This is a genomic window from Nitrospirillum amazonense, from assembly GCF_029594735.1.
In the GTDB taxonomy this organism is placed as follows: Bacteria; Pseudomonadota; Alphaproteobacteria; order Azospirillales; family Azospirillaceae; genus Nitrospirillum; species Nitrospirillum amazonense.
Genome location: NZ_JARPAF010000002.1, coordinates 1,556,744 through 1,575,538, shown reverse-complemented (window position 1 = coordinate 1,575,538; position 18,795 = coordinate 1,556,744). Strand labels below are relative to the sequence as shown.

Here is an 18,795-nt window from a genome sequence, read left to right as displayed (position 1 = left end):
CTCCCGCCTAAAACCAGGCCACGGGCCGCCTACGGCCGACACTGGATAAAGGAGAAGGACCATGTACGTCATCACCGGCATCACGGGTAAGGTCGGCGGCGCGGTAGCCGAGGCGCTGCTGGCGGCGGGCCAGCCGGTCCGCGCCGTCGTACGCGATGCCGCCAAGGGGGCGACCTGGGCGGCCAAGGGCTGCGAGGTCGCCCAGGCGACCATGGAGGATACCGCCGCCCTGACCCAGGCTTTCACCGGCGCCACCGCCGTCTTCGTCCTGCTGCCGCCCAACTTCGACCCGGCGCCGGGCTATCCCGCCACGCTGGGCCTCATCGAGTCCGTGGCCACGGCGCTGGCGGCGGCCCAGCCGCAGCGGGTGGTCAGCCTGTCCACCATTGGCGCCGACGCCCCGCACGACAACCTGCTAAGCCAGCACACGCTGAGTGAGCGGCGCCTGGCGGCCCTGGGCTTGCCCATCACCTTCCTGCGCCCCGGCTGGTTCATGGAAAACGCCGCCTGGGACGTGGCCGCGGCGCGTGAAACCGGCGTGCTGCACAGCCACCTGCAGCCGCTGGACCATCCCTTCCCGATGGTCGCCACCCAGGATGTGGGCCGCACCGCCGCCCGCCTGCTGCAGGAGGCGTGGGCCGGCCTGCGCGTGGTGGATCTGGAGGGCCCCACCCGGGTTTCCCCCAAAGACCTGGCCCAGGCCTTCGCCCAGGCGTTGGGCCGTCCGGTGACCGCCCAGGCCGTGCCGCGATCGACCTGGGAGGCGCAGTTCCGTGCCCAAGGCATGCGGCACCCCGGCCCCCGCATGCGCATGCTGGACGGCTTCAACGAAGGCTGGATCGAGTTCCGCGACGCAGGATCCCACGCCCTGAAGGGGGAAACCCCGCTGGCCCAGGTCGTCGCCGCCCTGGTGGCGGGTGATTCCGGGCAATAAGGGGGCGGTGAGCGCGGCCATTTCGCCGCTTGGCATCCGGCAACGCCGCCCTTAGGAATGGACCCCCATGTCCCACTTCCCAAGGGCGGCCCTGGACCCAGGGCCCAGAAATGGCAGAGGAAATTCCATGAAGCTCTACTACAAGGCCGGCGCCTGCTCGCTCTCCCCGCACATCGTGGCGTTGGAGGCCGGCCTCGACATCGGTATCGAGGCGGTGGACCTGAAGACCAAGGTGACCGAGACGGGCGCCAACTTCCTGGAAACCAACCCCAAGGGCTCCGTCCCGGCGCTGATCCTGGACGACGGCAGCCTGCTGACCGAGGGTGCCGTGATTGTGCAATACCTGGCCGACCAGGCCCCCGCCAGCGGCCTGATCCCCGCCGCCGGCAGCGGGGCGCGTTATAAGGTGCAGGAGTGGCTGAACTTCATCGCCACGGAGCTGCACAAGGGCTTCAGCCCGCTGTTCAACCCCGCCACGCCGGATGAGGTCAAGGCGATGGCCAAGCAGAACCTGGACCGCCGCTTCGCCCACCTGGAGCGGACGCTGGCCGACGGCCGCAGCTATCTGACCGGCGAAACCTTCACCGTGGCCGACGCCTATGCCTATGTGGTGCTGACCTGGGCGGCCCAGGTGGGCATCGATCTCACCACCCATCCCAAGGTCGCCGCCTTCGTCACCCGCGTGGGCCAGCGCCCCAAGGTGCAGGTGGCACTGAAGGCCGAGGGCTTGCTGGCCGCCTGAGCGCCCCCCATGAAGAGAAGGGCCGTCTCCGCCGGGCGGCCCTTCCATACCCTCCTCACTCGCAGCGCGGCAGCGGAACGGTGACGGCGGCCCCGGTGTAGACGACAGTCTTGGCGTCCGCCGCCCCCGGCGTGGCACCGCAGACGACGCGGAAGCTGATGGACGGGGGCATGCCTGGGAAAGTGCCATCCCGCGCCTGGATTGTCAGCCGGCGCTGCTTGTCCGACCAAGCCATGGGAATGACCGCGCGCTTGCCCGCCTGGTAGCCATAGCCGTCGCCCTCATCGTCATACAACTCATACGCGGCGTCGCGGCCGGGGTAGACGCGCAGTTCCAGCGGTTCGTCACTGGGGGCATCGGCATAGGCCTTGACGGGGCCCAGCGGCACGATGCTGCCCGCGCGCACGAACAGCGGCAGCGTCGCCAGGTCCGCCTTCGCCTCCACCCGCTGCCCGCCCGGCTGCGACGCCCCCGTCCAGAAGTCGAACCACCGGCCGCCGCCCGGCAGGTAGACGCTGCGCGTCACGGCCCCCGCCTGCAGCACGGGTGACACGAGGAACGCCTTGCCGAACATGTACTGGTCGGTGACGCGCAGGGCGTCGGCATCGTCGGGGAAGTCGAAGGCCAGCGCCCGCATCATCGTCCCGCGATGGCTCAGCACATCCCAGGACAGGGAATAGATGTAGGGCAGCAGGCGATAGCGCAGCGTGACGTCGTCGATGAGGATTTTCTGGATCGCCGGGTCGAAGTTCCAGATCTCCTTGCCCTGCCCCGCGCCGTGGATACGGAACATGGGGTTGAAGACGCCGAACTGGTGCCAGCGCACGAACAGCTCGGCATAGGCCTTGTCCTTCGCCGGGTCAGGGCTGAAGAAGCCGCCGATGTCCGCCGACCAGTAGGGCTCGCCGCTCAGCGAGAAATTGAGCGCGGCCGGGATCTGCTTGGCCAGCGTCTCCCAACTGGCGTGGGTGTCCCCCGACCAGGTGATGACACCGTTGCGCTGCTGGCCGGCATAGGCGGAGCGGGACAGGATGAACACCCGCTTGTCCGGCTGGTCCCGCCGCATGCCGTCATGGACGCCACCGGTGTGCAGCAGGGGGAAGCTGTTGTTGACGACGATGCCGGGACCGGCGGCGGTCAGCTGCTCCCGCATCTCGCCGGTCTGGCCTCCCAGCTCGGCCTCATCGCCATCCAGCCACCAGCCGTCGAAGCCGAGGACGCCCAGGTTCCGCATGATCTGCGACCAGTAAATCTCCCGGCCTTTCGGACTCCACGCGTCGTACCAGCGGCCAAAGCCAACGGGGAAGACATTGTTGAAGGCGTCCGGGAAGGCCGCGCCCGCCTGGTCCAGCTCCGCGAGGTTGGCGGTGCCGAGGTCGAAGCGCGGCCATACCGAGATGATGGTGTGGACGTGCATGTCATGGATCGCCCCGACCATGGACTTGGGGTCGGGATAGCGCGACGCCTCGAACCGGTGGCTGCCCCACTGGCCGGGCGCCCAATACTGCCAATCCTGCACCACGGCATCGATGGGCACGCCCATGTCCCGGTACCGGCGCGGGATGGCGACCAGTTCATCCTGGGTGCTGTAATGCTCCTTGGACTGCCACATGCCCCAGGTCCAGCGGGCCATCAGGGGCACATCCCCGGTGAGCGCGCGATAACCCGCGACCACATCGTCCAGCTTGGGCCCCAGGATGAAATGATAGTCAATGCCCGGCCCCGCCTCGGACCGGATGCCCAGCGGCGCCTTGCCGGTGCCAACATCGACATCGGTGACGGAGGCGTTGTTCCACAGCAGGCCGAAGCCCGTGGGCGACACCAGCATGGGAATCCCCACGTCGGTGTTGGCCTGCTGCAGGTGGATGGTGTGGCCGCTATAGTCCAGCAGCCCGTTCTGGTGCTGCCCCAGCCCGTAGACCGGTGTCGCGGTCTTGAACCATTGGGTGGCCCCCACTCCGGCGTCCCGGTCACCCTCCTCCAGGATCACATGGTCCTTGGCGTCCAGGAAGGTCACCGCCGCCGTCCGCTTGGCGACGCGGACATGCAGTCGCGCGGTCGTCAGCACATAGGCGTCGGGTGTCTCATCCACATGGAAGGCGGCAGTCCCGGGTTGGGCGATGACGGCGGGATTGTAGTTGCCATGATAGCCGGGCGTTCCGAACCGGACATGGACGATGCCGTCCTGCCAGGGTTCGAGGGTGAGGACGCCGCGCTCGGTGCGCAAGGCCAGCGCGCCGGTGTCGTCCAGCCTTCGCACCACGGTATCGGCCTGGGCCGCCGACGTGAGAGCCAGCGCCATGCCGACCGCCGGCAGGAAACGCCTGGACATGAAATCCTTCAATGGTGAGCGCATGGCCATCCCTGTCGTTTGTTGCTTTATGGGGCTTGTTTCACGGGGATGTCGCGTCGAGCGTGACCCGGCGCGTCGGCAGGCCGGCGACGTCGATGTCAACCGTGATGGGGCCAGCCCGCGTTCCGGCGCGGATGGCCAGGACGGCCCGCCCATGGAAGGTGCGCCGCTCGCCGGACTGGAAGCTGCCCGCATCCCGCGGGTCGCCGTTGCCCATGCCAGCCAGCGCGCCAGCCCCCGCGACCCACACGGTCACCTGGCGATCGGCGTCCCGCGCATAGACGGGCGTGCCATCGGCATCGGCCAGTTCCACCGTCAGATAGGCCAAATCCGCGCCATTGGCCCGCACCGTCGGCCGGTCCAGTGACAGCCGCGCCTGGACGGGCGCGCCGGCGGTGCGCAGTTCCCACCGCCCCGCCGGCTGGCCATCGCGATAGCCCACGGCGACCAGGCGGCCGGGCGCGTAGGGGACCTGGAAAGTGGCCTTGTATTCACTGTCCACGCCCACCGGACGACGGCCCAGGCTGCGGTCGTTCAGGAACAGCTCCACCTCCGGGAATTCGGAGTAGACCACCACCTCCAGCGGCTTGCCCTCCTGCCCCGGCCAGGTCCAGCTGGGGTGGACGTCATCCAGCGACCAGTCCAGGTGCGGCGGCTGGATGGGGAAGTAATGCCGGTCGGGCAAATCCTCCGTCCCTGGCGGCTGGCGCACGAAGGCGGAAATGGGATCGATGCCCGTCCTCCACAGCACCTCGCGGTAATAGGCCGCCGGCCGCTTGCGTCCCGTGGCATCGATCTCGCCGCAATAGGCCAGGGTCCAGGGATAGGGCGCCAGTTTCTGCCAATCCTGGCTGTAGCCCATCCAGCCGATACCGGCCTCGCCGATGTAATCGACCGCTGTCCAGACGAAATCGCCGATCACCCAGGGCATGGTTTCCACCGGCCGCCAATATTGGAAGGCGTCCTTAGGCGTGGACTCGGTGGTCAACATGACCCGGTCGGGGAACTGGACATGGTCGGGGCCGAACAGGTGGGCACGGTAGTTGTAGCCCGCCACATCCAGCACGGCGAACTGGCGGGCGTTGTCGGGCCCGTCGATGCTGACCGCCTGGGTCACGGGGCGGCTGGGGTCCAGGCGGCGCACGCGCTCCGCCAGCCGCCGGCCCGTCTCCGCCCCCTCCGGCGTTCCCTGCTCCGGTATCTCGTTGCCGATGCTCCAGAACAGGACGCTGGGATGGTTGCGGCCGCTGACCACCAGGCTGTCCAGATCGGCCGCCCAATCCTGCGCGAAGAAGCGGGCGTAGTCCTGGGCGCGCTTGGGCTTGTCCCAGGCGTCGAACGCCTCGTCGATGACCAGCATGCCCAGCGCGTCGGCGGCGTCCAGCGTCGCCTGGCTGGCGGGGTTGTGGGCGCTGCGGATGGCGTTGTAGCCGGCGGCCTTCATCAGCGCCACCTTGCGCACGTCCGCATCGGGCAGGCCGGCGGCCCCGATCATGTAATTGTCGTGATGGATGTTGCCGCCCTTCAGCACCACCTTTTGACCGTTGATGCGCAGGCCCTGGCGCGCATCGACGGTGATGGTGCGGATGCCGAAGCGGGTGCGCCGCTCATCCTTCAGCGCGCCGCCCACGCGCACCTGCTGCACCAGGGTGTAGAGATTGGGCGCGTCGGGGGACCACAGCGCCGGCCGCTCCACCACCAGCGGCTGCTCCAGATCCGCACGGCCATTGGCCGCCACCGGCCGCACCTGCCGCGCCTGGGCAACCACGGCGCCGTTGGCCGCCACCACCTGCGACCGCAGCTCGACCGTCGCCGAGTGCGCCGACCGGTTCACCACCGCCGACCGCACCGCCACCTGCCCCCGCTCCGCCGTCGCCACGGGCGTGGTGATGGCCGTGCCCACCGGGTCGAGATGGACAGGGTCCAGAATGTCCAGGCTGACGGGGCGGATCAGGCCGGTGCCGGCGTACCAGCGCGACGACGGATCGGGATGGTTGACCCGCACGGCGATGACATTGTCGCCGGGGCGCACCTTGCCCGTCAGGTCGAGGCTGAAGGCGGTGTAGCCATAGCGATGCCGCGCCAGCGGCTGGCCATTCAGCCAGATGTCGGCATCCATGTAGACAGCTTCAAAATTCAGGCGGATGACGCGGGCCGCCTGAACCGCGTCCAGCACCAGGTGCCGGCGGTACCAGGCCTGCCCCCCCGGCAGGTAGCCGGAGTCCTGCCCGGCGACCGCCTGCGCGTCGAACGGCGGCGTGCCGTCGGCACGATCATCAATGGAGGCGTCATGGGGAACGGTGACCGGCCGCCAGTCCTTGTCATCGAACGCCACGGCCTCGGCGCCCGCCGCCTCGCCCCGATGGACCCGCCAGCCTGAGATCAGGGGCAGTTGTTCCGCTCGGACAGTGGTCGACAGGACGGCGACCAGCGCCGTCAGCGCCAGGACGCGGCCGCAGCTTCGTGGCATCACGCTGTTCTCCCTGGGACCCGCATCCCTGTGTCACGGCGGGCCCTTGCTTATTGTGGCGCCACCAGCAGCCGCGGCCGCCCGGCTCGCCGTGCGGCAGGCCGGGTGGACCGCGCCTGTGATAGCGCTAACATCCATATCCATTTGTCTGAGTAATCAGCTTTATGTCAACAGGGCACGGAATGATGGGGGCGCGCCGGCACGACGCCCCCACCCGTACGGCTCACGGCAGAAAGGCCTGGTTATCCCGCATTTGCTTCAGCATGTCCTTGCCGGCCTCGTTCACGACCTGACCGAAGGCGCCGTACATCATGTCCAGGCTGGCGCGGGCGACAGGGCCGCCGGGGTCGGTCTTCTCCGGCGGTATCCAGGGGTATTCGCCGCCGTCCTCCTCCCCCGTTTTCGGATTGACCAGGGACACCAGATGCATGGTTTGGACATAGCCATGATCGGTCATGTCCTTGGTCTGGGCCAGGAGATACAGGGTGGGACCGATCAGGCTGCCGCCCGGGAAGCTGGACATGAAGCGCTGCCGGTCCGCCGCCTGGGCGCCATCCGCGCTCAATCTCCCATACAGCGCGTCGGCATCGGCCGTGCCGCCTTGGCCGGACGCGACGGCGGCTTCCACCTCTTTGGCACCGAGGACGCCATCCTTGTCAGTGTCACTGACCTCAAAAATCTGGCCCAGCGCCGACTGCCTGGCGGCGGTGTCATCGCCGGGCGATCCCAGGTGGTTGACACCGGTGGCGACCCCGCGATTGATGACAGGCATCATGTTCATCGCTCCCCTCCCGCAAATCTATCGATGGGTGACGGACGACAAACATGCAACTTTTAAGCCAAGGACAAGCCCTTGATTCCCGGGTTATCGTCCGCCGGCGGCACCGGAAAGGGCGGGTGCCGCCGGTCAAAATCTGCCGGGCATGCCGGCGAAAGCTGCCTCACGCCACGAAGGCGTTGTCGACGCCGGCCCAGCCGGGCAGGCCCTCGGCCACCACCAGGTGGTCGCGCACCTCCCGCACGCCGGGGCCGTTCTCCGCCACCACGCGGAAGGCCTGGGCCACCCGGGCGTCGTAGACGGCACCGGTCAGGGTGACGATACCGTTTTCCACCACCACATCCACCCGGCTGTCGGCCCACCAGCGCTTATCAGCCAGTTCCATCAGCAGACGGTAGCGGATTTCGGCGTCCAGCAGCGGCGGCTCCTCCCCCCGAGGGGTGGCCAGGTCGAAAGTGTGCAGCAGGGCCCGCACCACGTCCGCGCGGCTGATGACACCGGCCAGGTGGCCGTGAGCCAGCACCGGCAGCCGCTTCACCTTGTGGCGGTCCATCAGGGCGACGGCGGTGGCGATGTCGTCGTCCACGTCCACGGTCAGGACGTCGCGGGTCATCACCTCCTCCACCCGGCGGCCATGCATCTTGCTGTACTGGTCCGCCTGGTCGCCCGGGGTGGTGAACATGCGCTGCCACCAGCGGTCGTGGACCTCGGTCCCCGTTTCGGCCCGGCGCATGAGGTCGCCCTCGGTCAGGACGCCGACGACGCGGCAGCCGCCACCGTCGGCGGCGGCGTCATCCTCCACCACGGGCAGGCCGCTGACGCGGTTGCGCACCATCAGGCGCAGGGCATCGACCAGGGGGGTCTCGGGGCGCACGGTCAGGACGCCAGGCGTCATGATCTGGCGGACGGCGGTGGGCTTGAAAATCTCTAAGGTCGGGGCGGGCGCGGCCATGACGGCATCCTCCGGTTGGGATGCCGCCATAGTGGGCTTAAGACCGGCACGCGTCCTTGATGCGGCTCAATTCAGCGGCCGCATGTATCCTGGAAAAAACGGTGACCTCAGCAGGCGGCCCCTGCATCCAGGATGGGGGCGACCAGGGCGTGCAAGGACAGGGCGTCCGGCGCGGCGCGCAGGGTGGCGGCCAGGCCGGGGGTGCGCAGGGCGCGGCTGATGCGGGCCAGGGCCTGCAGATGGGCGTTGCCGCAATGGACGGGGGTCAGCAGGCCGAAGACCAGATCCACGGGCGCGCCGTCGATGGCCTCGAACTCCACCGGCTTGGCCAGGCGGACGAAGGCGCCGATGGGGCGGGTGATGCTGCTGAAGCGAGCGTGGGGGATGGCGATGCCGGCGCCAACGCCGGTGGAGCCCAGCGCCTCACGGGCGCGCAGATCGTCCAGGACGGCGCCGACATCCAGCGCGCCGGCGGCTGCGATGCGCAGGGCGATTTCCTTCAGGACGGCGTCCTTGGAAGCCACCGAAAGGCCCAGCCCGACGGAGGACGGCGCCAGGGAGGAACCGGTGCCGGAAGGGGCAGATGACGGATCGGATGCGATCGACGCCATGACGTCAGCGACCTTGGGAGCGGCGAAGGCCCATCGGGACGCCACGCTGGAGCGGAGCATGAAAACAACCGTACTGGTGACCGATGGCCGTCAAATAAGCGATCTCGGGGCCTTTGGGAAGCCCCAACTGCGACAGCATAACGCGCCTGCCCGCAGGGTATGGATGCCCGTCCACGATTCGTTTCCTTAAGATCCCTATTGAATCAAAGAGATTCCTCACTAATGACCAGGCGGTAGCCGATGCCGGGTTCCGTCTGAATGATTCCCGGCGCGTTGGGGTCGTTTTCAATCTTCTGGCGCAGCATGCGGATATAGACCCGCAAGTACTGCACCTCGTCTTCCTTGGCGGGTCCCCAGACTTCCTTGAGGATTTGCCGGTGGGTCAGAATCTTACCGGCGTGCGCCGCCAGGAAGCGCAGCAGGTCGAACTCCGTGGGCGACAGGTGCAGCTTCTCCGACCCCCGCGTCACCTGCCGGTTGATGAGGTCAATCTCCAGCCCGCCGGCGTTCACCACCGACCGGCCGCCCTGTTGCTGCACGGCGTGGCGCAGGGCCGCGCGGATGCGGGCCATCAGTTCCGCCGTGCCGAAGGGCTTGGTGACATAGTCGTCGGCACCCAGGTCCAGCGCCGCCACCTTGTCCTCCTCCTGGTCTCGGCTGGACAGGATGATGATGGGCGTGGGGCGTTCGGCCTTCAGCTTGCCCACCAGGTCCAGGCCGTCGCCATCGGGCAGGCCCAGATCCAGCAGGATGAGGTCCACGCCCGGCAGGCGGGCCTGCACCAGCCCCTCCTGCGCCGTCGCCGCTTCCACCAAAGTCCAGCCCTGGGGGGCCAGCACGGCGCGCAGCAGGCGGCGGATGGCCACCTCGTCCTCGATCACCAGGATGCGATGGGGTTTGCTCATGATCTCAACTCTATTCCAACATGCTCTTACCCGAGAACCCAGGCATCTAGCGCATCATCGGTGGGCAGCGTCAGTTCAAAGACGGCGCCGGTCTTGTCGGTACGGTTGGCAGCCTTGATGGTGCCGCCCAGGGCGGTCATGAAGCCGCGGCAGATGGCCAGACCCAGGCCGGTGCCGGCCTGGCGATGGTCCCGCGCCTCCACCCGGTAGAATTTGTCGAAGATGCGTTCCAGGCTGTCGGGCGGGATGCCCACGCCCTCATCCATCACCCGGATGACGACATGGTTGTGCCGCCGCGCCGCCGACACCGCCACCCGCGCCTCGGGCCCGGAATATTTGGCAGCGTTGTCCAGTAGGTTGAACAGCACCTGTTCCAGCAGCAGGTAGTCGGTGCGCACCAGCGGCAGATCGGCTGCCAAATCCAGGTCCAGCGGCCGGCCGGCCAGGATGGGCTTGGCCCGCTGGGTGGCGGTATGCACCACGTCCACCAGATCCGTCGGCTCGCGGCGGATGTCCAACCCGGCCTCCAGCCGCGTCATGTCCAGCAGGTTGCGCACGAAGCGTCCCATGCGCTCCGCCTCCACCAGCAGGTCGCCGGTCAGCTGGGCGCGGGTGGCGCGCTCCAGCCCCTCCCCCTCCGCCTTGAGGGTGGTGGCGGTGCCGATGATGGCGGCCAGCGGCGTGCGCAAATCATGGGACAGCGAGGTCAGCATGGCGGAGCGCAGGCGCTCCGTCTCCCCCTCCAGCCGGGCCTTGTCGATGTCCTGCACCAGCTTCACCCGCTCGATGGCCACGGCGGCCTGGTCCATGATGGCATCCAGCAGACGGCGCTGGTCGGGTGTCAGGATGGGGCCGGGGTCGTCGGTGTCCACGCCCACCACCGCCACCACGCCCCGTTCCGTCCGCACGGGCAGGAACAGGCGCTGGGTTCCCGGCAGCGTGGGCGCACCGCGCCCTGCCGGCTTGGCGTTGTCATAGGCCCAGCGCGCGGCGGCCAGATCCATCTCCCCCACCTGGTCCTCCGGCGGGTAGCCCGCCTTCACCTCCAGCGCGCCATGGTCGTCGGGCATCAGCAGCACGACGCGCACCTTCAGCAGCAGCGCCACCTGGTGGGTGGTGGCCCACAGCAAATCCTCCATCTCGCCGATGCCGGCCAGCTTGCGCGCGAAGGAGAACATCTGCGCGGTGATGCGGGCGCGGTTGGCGGCGATGGTCGCCTGCTCCCTCACCCGCGCCGTCAGGCGGCTGGTGAAGACGGCGACGATGGTGAAGAACACCAGCGCCACCACGTTGGACGGGTCGCGGATGGTGAAGGTGTACAGCGGCGGCAGGAAGAAGAAGTTGTAGGCCAGCACGCTGAGGCAGGAGGCGAACAGCGAGGGGCCGTAGCCGTGCAGGATGGCGCTGGCCAGGACGGCGGCGATGTAGACGAGCGACAGGTTGCGCACATCCATGGCGTTGCCCAGCAGGCTGCCTGCCACGGTGGCCAGCGCCACCATCAAGGTGGCGACGCCATAGGGCTGCCACGCCAGGCCGCTGGATTCCGGCCGCGTCCGCACCATCTTGGGCGGGATCTCATCCGCCTCCACCGCGTCGCCGGCGATGACGTGCACGGAGATGGTGCCGGCCTTGCGCACCAGCTCATGCACCACCGAGCCGTGCACAATCTCGAACCAGCGCGGCCGTTCGGACTTGCCGATGATGATGTGGGTGAAGTTGTTGGCGCGGGCATAGCCCAGCACATCGGCGGCGATGGTGCGGCCGGGCACGGTGATGGCCTCGCCCCCCAGCTGCTCCGCCAGGCGCAGGGTGTCGGCGATGCGGTCGCGCGCCGCCTCCGTCAGGCGCTGGGTGCGCGCGGTTTCCACGTACAGGGCGGTGAAGCGGGTCTTCAGCCGGTCGGCCAGGCGCTTGGCGTAGCGCACCAGGCCGCCGGCGGTCCTGTCCTCGGACACGCAGACCAGCACGCGGTCGCCCGCCGCCCAGGGGCCCTGGATAGCGTGGCGCTGCATGTAGGACAGCATCTGGTCGTCCACCCGCTGCGCCGTCCGCCGCAGCGCCAGCTCACGCAGGGCCGTCAGATTGCCGGGGGAGAAGTAGTGCTTCAGCGCCCGCTGCGCCTGCTCGCGGATATAGACCTTGCCCTCGTTCAGGCGCTTGATCAGGTCCTGCGGCGGCAGGTCGATGACCTCGATCTCGTCCGCCATTTCCAGCACGCTGTCCGGCACCGTCTCGCGCACGCGGATGCGGGTGATCTGCGCCACCACGTCGTTCAGACTTTCCACATGCTGGATGTTCAGGGTGGTCAGCACGTCGATGCCGGCGGCCAGCAGCTCCTCCACATCGGAATAGCGCTTGGCGTGGCGGCTGCCGGCGGCGTTGGTGTGGGCCAGCTCATCCACCAGGGCCAGGCGGGGACGGCGGCGCAGCAGGGCGTCGATGTCCATCTCCTCCAGGGTGCGGCCCTTGTACTCCAGCACCCGGCGGGGCACGACCTCCAGCCCGGCCACCATGGCCTCGGTCTCGCGCCGGCCGTGGGTTTCCACCACGCCCACCACCACGTCCACGCCTTCGGCCTTCAGCTGTCGCGCCGTCTCCAGCATCTGGTAGGTCTTGCCCACGCCCGGGGCGGCCCCCAGGTAGATGCGCAGCTTGCCGCGACGCTCCTGCATAGCCTGGCTCAGCAGGGCGTCGGGGGACGGGCGGTTGGTGTAGTCGGCGTTGGTCACGGGTGGTCTTTCGAAGGCCCAAGCGCAAACGGCAAAAGCCGCCGCCCCGGAACGTTGGCCGACAATAGCGCCAACGGATCCGAAGCGGCGAGCTTTTCCCTTTAAGACAATCAGTTACCTGACGGGTGCGCGGCGTCCAGGGCGCGGTTCAGCGCCAGGACGTTCACGTGCGGCTCCCCGATCAGGCCCAGCAGGCGGCCTTCGACATGGGCATCCACCAGGGCGCGCACGGCGGCCTCGGTCATCCCCCGGGCCTTCGCCACGCGCGCCACCTGGTAATAGGCGCCGGCGGGCGAGATGTCGGGATCCAGGCCACTGGCCGAGGCGGTCACCAGGTCCACCGGCACCGGGTGGTCCTTGGTGGCGCCGTATTTCTCCGCGTCGCCGGCGATGCGGTCGACCAGCGCCTTGGAGGTGGGCCCCAGGTTGGAGCCCATGGAGTTGGCGGCGTTGTAGGGGGCGGCCACCGTCTTGGTGCTGTCGTTGGGGTCGGTGTCGGTGGTCACCGACGGGCGGCCCCAGAAGTACTTCTCCGACGTGAAGTTCTGGCCGATCAGCGTGGACCCGATGACCGTGCCGTCCTTGGCGGTGATCAGGCTGCCGTTGGCCTGGCGCGGGAACAGGACGCGGGCGATGCCGGTCATGCCCAGGGGATAGATCAGGCCGCAGACGACGGTGAAGAAGACGGCCAGCGAGATGGCCGGACGGATTTGCTTGAGCATGGCTCTCGGGCCTCCTTTAGGCCAGGCCGACGGCGGTCACGACCATGTCGATGGCCTTGATGCCGATGAAGGGGATGATGATGCCGCCCAGGCCATAGACCAGCATGTTGCGCGACAGCAGGCTGGCGGCCGGCAGGGCGCGGTACCGCACGCCCTTCAGGGCCAGCGGGATCAGCGCGATGATGACCAGGGCGTTGAAGATGATGGCCGACAGGATGGCCGACTGCGGTGTGGCCAGGTGCATGATGTTCAGCGCGTTCAGCGCCGGATAGAGGCCCGCGAACATCGCCGGGATGATGGCGAAGTACTTGGCCACGTCGTTTGCGATGGAGAAGGTGGTCAAGGCGCCGCGGGTCATCAGCAGCTGTTTGCCGATGCCCACGATCTCGATCAGCTTCGTGGGGTCGCTGTCCAGGTCCACCATGTTGCCGGCCTCGCGGGCGGCCTGGGTGCCGGTGTTCATGGCCACGCCCACGTCCGCCTGGGCCAGGGCCGGGGCGTCGTTGGTGCCGTCGCCGCACATGGCGACCAGGCGGCCCTCGGCCTGTTCCTTGCGGATCAGGGCCAGCTTGTCCTCCGGCGTGGCCTGGGCCAGGAAGTCGTCCACGCCCGCCTCGGCCGCGATGGCGGCGGCGGTCAGCGGGTTGTCGCCCGTGATCATCACCGTGCGGATGCCCATGCGGCGCAGTTCGGCGAAGCGGTCGCGGATGCCGCCCTTGACGATGTCCTTCAGATAGATGACGCCCAGCACCCGGTCGTTGCGCACCACGGCCAGCGGCGTGCCGCCGGCCTTGGCGATGCGCTCGGTGATGGCTTCCAGCTCCGGATGGCGCACGGGCTGGCTGCCCCGCAGGGCCGTCACGTGGCGCAGCACGGCGTCCACCGCGCCCTTGCGGATCTGGATGCCGCCCTCCCCGTTTTCATTGGCCAGGTCGACGCCGCTCATGCGGGTCTGCGCCGCGAAGGGGACGAAGCGGGCGTTCAGGGCCCCCATGTCCTTGCCGCGCAGGCCATACTTCTCCTTGGCCAGCACGACGATGGAGCGGCCCTCCGGCGTCTCGTCGCTCAAGGACGACAGCTGGGCGGCCTCCGCCAGTTCCTTGTCGGTCACGCCCGAGACGGGGATGAACTCGGCGGCGTGGCGGTTGCCCAGGGTGATGGTGCCGGTCTTGTCCAGCAGCAGGGTGTCGACGTCGCCCGCCGCCTCCACCGCGCGGCCGGACATGGCCAGGACGTTGAAGCGCACCAGGCGGTCCATACCGGCGATGCCGATGGCGGACAACAGCGCGCCGATGGTGGTGGGGATCAGGGTGACGAACAGCGCGACCAGCACCACCACCGACACCGTGCCGCCGGCGTAGGCCGCGAAGCCCGGGATGGTGACGACCGCCAGGATGAAGATCAGGCTCATGCCCACCAGCAGGATGTTGAGCGCGATCTCGTTGGGGGTCTTCTGCCGTTCCGCCCCCTCGACCAGCGAAATCATGCGGTCGAGGAAGGTGGAGCCTTGCGCTGCCGTGATGCGGACGATGATGCGGTCCGACAGCACGCGGGTGCCACCGGTGACGGCCGAGCGGTCGCCGCCGCTTTCGCGGATGACGGGCGCCGATTCACCGGTGATGGCGGACTCGTCCACGGTGGCGATGCCGTCGACGATCTCGCCATCGCTGGGGATGATGTCGCCGGCGTCAACCACCACGTGGTCGCCCACCTTCAGGTCGGCGGCCCCCACCGTCTGAAAGCTGGTGACGGCCGCCCCCCTGGCGACCATGGGGCCGGTCAGGCGCTTGGCCACCGTCTCGGTGCGGGTCTTGCGCAGGCTGTCGGCCTGGGCCTTGCCGCGGCCCTCGGCCACCGCCTCGGCGAAGTTGGCGAACAGCACCGTGAACCACAGCCACAGCACGATCTGGAAGGAGAAGCCGGTGCCCTGGGCGCTGGTGGCCAGGTCGCGCGCCAGCAGCACGGTGGTCAGCAGCGCCACCGCCGCCACCAGGAACATGACGGGGTTACGCACCAGGGTGGCGGGGTTCAGCTTGGTGAAGCTGGCCTTGACCGCCGGGCCCAGGATGGCCGGATCCAGCAGGGCGGACTTGGTGCCCCGGCGGGTCGGTGCGTCCGGCTGCTGGGGGGCCGCCGGCTGCTGCCCCGGGTGGAACATGGAAGGGGATGACATCTCAAAATCTCCGAAGAACGGATGACGCCAATGCAAGGCTTCTACCCGGGGGTCAGTAGGTGGTGCCGGCCATCATCTGCAGGTGCTCGACCACCGGCCCCAGCGCCACGGCGGGGAAGTAGGTCAGGCCACCCACGATCAGGATCACGCCCACCAGCAGGCTGACGAACAGCGGGCCGGTGGTGGGGAAGGTGCCGGCGGAGGCGGGCACGGACTTCTTCGCGGCCAGGGCGCCGGCGATGGCCAGGGCCGGGATGATGATGAAGAAGCGGCCCACGAACATGGTCACGCCCAGGGTCACGTTGTACCAGAGCGTGTTGGCCGACAGGCCGCCGAAGGCGCTGCCGTTGTTCGCCGCACCGGAGGAATAGGCGTAGAAGATTTCCGAGAAGCCGTGCGGGCCGTTGTTGGCGATACCGGCGACACCCGCCGGAATGGCGGAGGAGATGGCGCTGAACACCAGGATGACCAGCGGCATGGCCAGGATGGCCAGCACCGTCATCTTCACTTCCTTGGCCTCCAGCTTCTTGCCGATGTACTCGGGCGTGCGGCCCACCATCAGGCCGGCCACGAACATGGCGATGATCGCCATCAGCAGGATGCCGTAGAGGCCGGCGCCCACGCCGCCGACGATGACCTCGCCCAACAGCATGTTGACCAGGGGCACCATGCCGCCCAGGGGCATGAAGCTGTCGTGCCAGCCGTTGATGGCGCCGCAGGAGGCATCGGTGGTGATGGTGGCGAACAGGGCGGTGTTGGCGATGCCGAAGCGCACCTCCTTGCCTTCCATGTTGCCGCCCGGCGACAGGGCGCTGACCGCCTGATCCACCGGCAGGCTGGCGAACAAGGGGTTGGCCTGGGATTCGGCCCAGTAGCAGACGCCGACGCCGACGATGAACATGGCGCCCATGGCGGCCAGGATGGCCCAGCCCTGGCGCTCGTTGCCCACCATGCGGCCGAAGACGTTGGTCAGGCCGGCGCCGATGGCGAAGATGCTCAGCATCTGCACCAGATTGACCAGGGCGTTGGGGTTCTCGAACGGGTGGGCGGAGTTGGCGTTGAAGAAGCCGCCGCCGTTGGTGCCCAGCATCTTGACGGCCAGCTGCGAGGCCACGGGGCCCTGCGCGATGATCTGCTTGGCCCCTTCCAGCGTGGTCGCCTCGGTATAGGCCAACAGGTTCTGCGGCACGCCCTGCCAGACGTAGAACAGGGTCAGGACCACGCAGGCGGGCAGCAGGACGTAGAGGGTGGCGCGGGTCAGGTCGACCCAGAAGTTGCCGATGGTGCGGGCGCCGCGGCGGCTGAAGCCGCGCACCAGCGCCAGCGCCAGCACGATGCCCGTGGCGGCGGACATGAAGTTCTGCACCGTCAGGCCCGCCATCTGCACCAGGTAGCCCATGGTGGTCTCGCCGCCGTAAGCCTGCCAGTTGGTGTTGGTGACGAAGCTGATGGCGGTGTTGAAGGACAGGTCCGGCGCCACCGCCGCCTGCCCCTGCGGATTGAAGGGCAGCAGGGCCTGCAAGCGCATCAGCGCGTACAGCACCAGGGCGCCCACCAGGTTGAACAGCATCATGGCGACGGCATAGGTCAGCCAGTGCTGCTCCGCCGTCTCATCCACGCCGCAGATGCGGTAGATGCCGCGCTCGACAGGGCCGAAGACGCGGCCGAACAGGGTGTTCTCACCATTGAAGACACGGGTCATGAAGCCGCCCAGGGGCCGCGTCAGGACCAGGATGATCGCCGCGAACAGCGCGATCTGTAGGATGCCGTTGAAGGTCACGGGGAAAGTCTCCGCATACGCGCAGGGGGCCTGCGGCCACGCTCAGAAGCGCTCGGGCCGGATCAGGACGTAGACGAGGTAAAGGGTCAGGCCGATCGAGACGGCGGCGCCCAGGATCAGGTCGAACATGGGCCCCTCACAGCCTTTCGCAGGCGTAGGCGTAGGCCACGCCCAGGCCGAAAAGCCCCACCAGCAGGGCGAGCAGGATGACGTCGAGCATGCGGATGTTCCTCACGAACGAAACCCGGACGGCCCTCGACGGGGCGCTTTCCGGGCGGGATGGGTCGATGCTGAGGAGACAGCCGATGGCCATCAAAATTCGATGGCAAAGCCGAGGGCCGAAAATAAAAGGATTTTAACGGCGGCCGGCGCGGAAGGTGCGGGCTGACGGGCAAAACCGCCCCGACCTCAATGGGTTGACCACCTATTCCGATTGGATGTATGGAAAATCCGGCATGGGGGTGAATAAAGGGCGGCGGAACGGAGCTGCCGCAATCCCTTTGGCAATTCCCGGCAAACTGCGGATAAGATCCCCCGGAAACGGGAGCGACACCCCAGCGCTGCGGGAAAGAACCCATGACGACACGCCTTCGCTGGCTGGCCGCTTTGACCGCCTTGATGCTGGCCGGCGGCGCCCAGGCCGCCGATGCCCCACCCGCCGCCAGCACGCCTGCGGGCACCCCCGCCGCCAGGGCCGACCGCCTGACCCAGGCCGATGCCGCCCGCCAGCGGCAGACGCCGGCCGACGTGAAGGCGGCGCGAGCCCTGACGGCGCAGGGGGACCGCGCCTATCGCCGGGGCGAGTATGGCAAGGCCTACGCCGCCTACAGCAGCGCCTACCCCAACAGCCCCCTGGCCTACGCCTATGTCATGGCCAGCGACGCCCATTGGCGCGCCGTGGTGCAAGCCCACGCGGCGGCGCGCAAGAAGGGCGGCAAGCGCTGTGACCCGGTGGGCAGCGACCGCCTGGCGGGCGACCTGGCGCAAAGCCTGGAGCAGGAGCTGGATTTCGGCCTGGCCCTGGCCGCCCACGACAAGGACCGCGCCTTCCTGGACTCGCCCCTGGCCATCCGCGCTGGCGGCATCGCCACCTGCCTGCGCGACCTGACCCAGCGCCTGCGCGCCGGCGCCCCCCGCTGCGACGACACGCGCGCCATCGAGCATTGCCTGGGTGAGCCGCTGCCGGTGGGCGGTGGTTGATGTGTGGTGGTTGACTCCGATGGATGTCCCGATGGAATTCATGGTGCGCCTGATCGCCCCTGAAGGTGGGCAGTCCATTGTCATCGAGGATGATGGCCGCGTTGGATATGCCTACTTTCTGGACGCGGATGACCGCATCCGGGGAGATGTATGGCTTTACAACCGCTGCACCGCGCCAAAGGAACCCGAGTGGCATAATCGGGAAAGGGCGCCGTTTGCCAACTCCGCAGCCTATGTTTGCGCAGCCAGGATAATCGGTCTCCCCACTTCCCCTGAAGAGTTCTCCGTGACGTGGGATGATGCGGGCGCTTTGATTTTCTTGCGGGGAGAAATATTGGCCCGGGTCGCTGACGGTGCCGCCCCCGGATGGTCGGTCCTGGCAAGCAAGGACGGCCCGTTGGCGAAAGCAATGTCGCCCACCTGACGCATTGACCCTTGGACGGCCC

At 68.3% G+C, this 18,795-nt stretch carries 15 protein-coding genes; 4 read left to right on the top strand and 11 right to left on the bottom strand.

Features of this window, described 5'->3' with window-relative positions; all coding sequences use genetic code 11:
• Nucleotides 1-61: 61 nt before the first annotated feature.
• Together P5F91_RS13245 and gstA are read left to right on the top strand one after the other, a co-directional pair.
• Nucleotides 62-934: an NmrA family NAD(P)-binding protein gene (locus P5F91_RS13245; protein WP_145609492.1), complete on the top strand. Its 873-nt coding sequence runs from the start codon at nucleotides 62-64 to the stop codon at nucleotides 932-934.
• Nucleotides 935-1,061: 127 nt separating this feature from the next.
• On the top strand, nucleotides 1,062-1,676 hold the full coding sequence (gstA, locus tag P5F91_RS13240) for a glutathione transferase GstA (RefSeq protein ID WP_145609493.1): 615 nt from the start codon (nucleotides 1,062-1,064) through the stop codon (nucleotides 1,674-1,676).
• A 55-nt stretch (nucleotides 1,677-1,731) separates the two neighbouring features.
• Here gstA and P5F91_RS13235 read toward each other — a convergent pair whose 3' ends face one another.
• The 11 genes from P5F91_RS13235 to kdpF all read right to left on the bottom strand — a co-directional run bounded on the left by P5F91_RS13235 (nucleotide 1,732) and on the right by kdpF (nucleotide 17,278).
• Nucleotides 1,732-4,008 (bottom strand): glycoside hydrolase family 31 protein, encoded by a 2,277-nt coding sequence (locus P5F91_RS13235; RefSeq protein ID WP_277907377.1) that lies wholly within the window; start codon nucleotides 4,006-4,008, stop codon nucleotides 1,732-1,734.
• Between the two features lie 61 nt (nucleotides 4,009-4,069).
• Nucleotides 4,070-6,499 carry a glycoside hydrolase family 2 TIM barrel-domain containing protein gene (locus P5F91_RS13230; RefSeq protein ID WP_277907376.1) on the bottom strand — a complete coding sequence of 810 codons (2,430 nt, stop codon included), beginning with the start codon at nucleotides 6,497-6,499 and terminating at the stop codon, nucleotides 4,070-4,072.
• Nucleotides 6,500-6,722: 223 nt separating this feature from the next.
• Nucleotides 6,723-7,280, bottom strand: coding sequence for an EF-hand domain-containing protein (locus P5F91_RS13225; protein WP_145609497.1), 558 nt, complete (start codon nucleotides 7,278-7,280; stop codon nucleotides 6,723-6,725).
• A gap of 160 nt (nucleotides 7,281-7,440) precedes the next feature.
• The gene (locus P5F91_RS13220; protein ID WP_186454612.1) at nucleotides 7,441-8,229 is read right to left on the bottom strand and encodes a CBS domain-containing protein; all 789 of its coding nucleotides are present in this window, start codon (nucleotides 8,227-8,229) and stop codon (nucleotides 7,441-7,443) included.
• A gap of 107 nt (nucleotides 8,230-8,336) precedes the next feature.
• Complete coding sequence (locus P5F91_RS13215; RefSeq protein ID WP_145609499.1) at nucleotides 8,337-8,840, bottom strand: PTS sugar transporter subunit IIA; 504 nt, start codon at nucleotides 8,838-8,840, stop codon at nucleotides 8,337-8,339.
• Nucleotides 8,841-9,043: 203 nt separating this feature from the next.
• On the bottom strand, nucleotides 9,044-9,745 hold the full coding sequence (locus P5F91_RS13210; RefSeq protein ID WP_145609500.1) for a response regulator: 702 nt from the start codon (nucleotides 9,743-9,745) through the stop codon (nucleotides 9,044-9,046).
• A 26-nt stretch (nucleotides 9,746-9,771) separates the two neighbouring features.
• On the bottom strand, nucleotides 9,772-12,474 hold the full coding sequence (locus P5F91_RS13205; RefSeq protein WP_186454613.1) for a sensor histidine kinase: 2,703 nt from the start codon (nucleotides 12,472-12,474) through the stop codon (nucleotides 9,772-9,774).
• 110 nt (nucleotides 12,475-12,584) lie between these two features.
• On the bottom strand, nucleotides 12,585-13,196 hold the full coding sequence (gene kdpC / locus P5F91_RS13200) for a potassium-transporting ATPase subunit KdpC (RefSeq protein ID WP_145609501.1): 612 nt from the start codon (nucleotides 13,194-13,196) through the stop codon (nucleotides 12,585-12,587).
• A 16-nt stretch (nucleotides 13,197-13,212) separates the two neighbouring features.
• Nucleotides 13,213-15,369, bottom strand: coding sequence for a potassium-transporting ATPase subunit KdpB (gene kdpB, locus P5F91_RS13195; protein ID WP_277907374.1), 2,157 nt, complete (start codon nucleotides 15,367-15,369; stop codon nucleotides 13,213-13,215).
• A 52-nt stretch (nucleotides 15,370-15,421) separates the two neighbouring features.
• A complete protein-coding gene (gene kdpA / locus P5F91_RS13190; RefSeq protein WP_145609502.1) occupies nucleotides 15,422-17,149 on the bottom strand; it encodes a potassium-transporting ATPase subunit KdpA in 1,728 nt (575 codons plus the stop codon).
• Nucleotides 17,150-17,191: 42 nt separating this feature from the next.
• Nucleotides 17,192-17,278, bottom strand: a complete 87-nt coding sequence (kdpF, locus tag P5F91_RS29875) for a K(+)-transporting ATPase subunit F (protein WP_145609795.1) — start codon at nucleotides 17,276-17,278, stop codon at nucleotides 17,192-17,194.
• Nucleotides 17,279-17,725: 447 nt separating this feature from the next.
• On the opposite strand from kdpF, the gene P5F91_RS13185 reads away from it, so the two are divergent.
• Complete coding sequence (locus tag P5F91_RS13185; RefSeq protein WP_145609503.1) at nucleotides 17,726-18,349, top strand: hypothetical protein; 624 nt, start codon at nucleotides 17,726-17,728, stop codon at nucleotides 18,347-18,349.
• 31 nt (nucleotides 18,350-18,380) lie between these two features.
• Nucleotides 18,381-18,773: a hypothetical protein gene (locus P5F91_RS13180; protein ID WP_277907373.1), complete on the top strand. Its 393-nt coding sequence runs from the start codon at nucleotides 18,381-18,383 to the stop codon at nucleotides 18,771-18,773.
• Nucleotides 18,774-18,795: the final 22 nt, after the last annotated feature.

What these genes read in the sequence shown, in the direction of transcription:
- P5F91_RS13225 (WP_145609497.1), bottom strand. Translation starts at nt 7,280, where the DNA reads ATGAACATGATGCCTGTCATCAATCGCGGGGTCGCCACCGGTGTCAAC.
- P5F91_RS13215 (WP_145609499.1), bottom strand. Translation starts at nt 8,840, where the DNA reads ATGGCGTCGATCGCATCCGATCCGTCATCTGCCCCTTCCGGCACCGGT.
- gstA (WP_145609493.1), top strand. Translation starts at nt 1,062, where the DNA reads ATGAAGCTCTACTACAAGGCCGGCGCCTGCTCGCTCTCCCCGCACATC.
- P5F91_RS13230 (WP_277907376.1), bottom strand. Translation starts at nt 6,499, where the DNA reads ATGCCACGAAGCTGCGGCCGCGTCCTGGCGCTGACGGCGCTGGTCGCC.
- P5F91_RS13185 (WP_145609503.1), top strand. Translation starts at nt 17,726, where the DNA reads ATGACGACACGCCTTCGCTGGCTGGCCGCTTTGACCGCCTTGATGCTG.
- kdpF (WP_145609795.1), bottom strand. Translation starts at nt 17,278, where the DNA reads ATGTTCGACCTGATCCTGGGCGCCGCCGTCTCGATCGGCCTGACCCTT.
- kdpC (WP_145609501.1), bottom strand. Translation starts at nt 13,196, where the DNA reads ATGCTCAAGCAAATCCGTCCGGCCATCTCGCTGGCCGTCTTCTTCACC.
- P5F91_RS13245 (WP_145609492.1), top strand. Translation starts at nt 62, where the DNA reads ATGTACGTCATCACCGGCATCACGGGTAAGGTCGGCGGCGCGGTAGCC.
- P5F91_RS13210 (WP_145609500.1), bottom strand. Translation starts at nt 9,745, where the DNA reads ATGAGCAAACCCCATCGCATCCTGGTGATCGAGGACGAGGTGGCCATC.
- P5F91_RS13220 (WP_186454612.1), bottom strand. Translation starts at nt 8,229, where the DNA reads ATGGCCGCGCCCGCCCCGACCTTAGAGATTTTCAAGCCCACCGCCGTC.
- kdpB (WP_277907374.1), bottom strand. Translation starts at nt 15,369, where the DNA reads ATGTCATCCCCTTCCATGTTCCACCCGGGGCAGCAGCCGGCGGCCCCC.
- P5F91_RS13180 (WP_277907373.1), top strand. Translation starts at nt 18,381, where the DNA reads ATGGAATTCATGGTGCGCCTGATCGCCCCTGAAGGTGGGCAGTCCATT.
- P5F91_RS13235 (WP_277907377.1), bottom strand. Translation starts at nt 4,008, where the DNA reads ATGTCCAGGCGTTTCCTGCCGGCGGTCGGCATGGCGCTGGCTCTCACG.